Origin of the sequence: Paenibacillus sp. HGF5 (assembly GCF_000204455.1) — a bacterium.
GTDB lineage: Bacteria > Bacillota > Bacilli > Paenibacillales > Paenibacillaceae > Paenibacillus_AQ > Paenibacillus_AQ lautus_A.
In genome coordinates this window covers 1-1155 of the sequence record NZ_AEXS01000098.1, presented here as the reverse complement: position 1 = coordinate 1155, position 1155 = coordinate 1, and the positions used below count along the sequence as shown (strand labels likewise).

The 1155-nt window shown below is 49.7% G+C and carries 2 protein-coding genes; one reads left to right on the top strand and one right to left on the bottom strand.

Annotated elements, in window-relative coordinates; translation table 11 throughout:
• Positions 1-498 (bottom strand): TetR/AcrR family transcriptional regulator (locus HMPREF9412_RS15870; RefSeq protein ID WP_009592643.1); only part of this gene is annotated, 498 nt, incomplete at its 3' end.
• A gap of 274 nt (positions 499-772) precedes the next feature.
• Here HMPREF9412_RS15870 and HMPREF9412_RS15865 point away from each other — a divergent pair.
• Positions 773-1155, top strand: a 383-nt coding sequence (locus HMPREF9412_RS15865; protein ID WP_009592645.1) for a sugar-binding domain-containing protein, incomplete at its 3' end; no start/stop codon positions are given.

The following is a 1155-nucleotide window of genomic DNA, read 5'->3' as shown; positions in this document are numbered from 1 at the left end:
CAGCATGGCGCCGCTGATCGCAGCTTGCAGCACCCGGCTGACCCGTGCCACGTCACATGGCACGATCTCGTTGTTCGTGATCGCTTGATCCAGCATCTTTCGGGTAAACTCATCGATGAGCTGCAGCCGGTACCGGGTCTTCTCCAACAAATCCGGATCATTCGTCCCCTCCAGATAGAAGGAGGTGTGGTTGGCCAATTCCACAGGATCCTTCATATGCGAGACGGCGTCCCTGAACACCGTCTTAAGCGCCTCGATTTGGGATTGGCCGGACAAACTCGCATCATGGAAAGCTTGCTTGGTTAATTGAATGACATAATCGCTGTAGGCCAGGAGCAGATTCTTCTTCGAGCCGAATCGCTTCATTAAGGCTGCCGGCGAGATGTTCATTTCATGCGTGATGTCGGTTAAGGCTAACTGGCCGTACCCTTTTTTGCATAGTGCCCGGTAGACACCGTGGAAGATCACCTCGTCTTGAAATTCGCGAGGTCTTACCATGCGCGTTCCTCCCATCGTTAGTGAATGATCATTTACTAACCATTATTTCATAAACGTTATTCCATGTAAATGTAATATTGGTCATGTTGATGGCGCCGGACATAACTGGCGGCTTCCCTGGCAGCAAGATATTCAATGGACCATCCAATGATCGAAATTTCGCTATTTTGTTGATCGTTTGATAGAAATAGCGCAACTTCCTTATACTCTTGGGCGGAATTAACCTCTATACTGTCAGTAGAAGGAAACCATAATCTAGGAGGAGCTGAGCACATTGCGTACCAAATTCATTTACCAGGCACCTGCAAACGGTTATCCCGAATGGAATAATAATCCGAATATTTTTCAGTTGAACCGGCACAAGGCCCATGCTTACATGATGAATTTCCCGACGGAGTCCGAGGCGCTGAGCCTTAACTACGCCATGTCCCCCTGGTATCAGTCCTTGAACGGGACCTGGAAATTCGCTTTCGCCAAAACGCCTGAAGAGCGCATTCAAAATTTCTACGAGGCCGATTACGATTCCGGGAGCTGGGCCGATCTTCCCGTCCCTTCCCATTGGCAGCTTCAAGGCTATGACTATCCGCAATATACGAATGTAAGATACCCCTGGGCCGAATCGGAACCCGAATTGAAAGCTCCCTTCGCACCGACCCG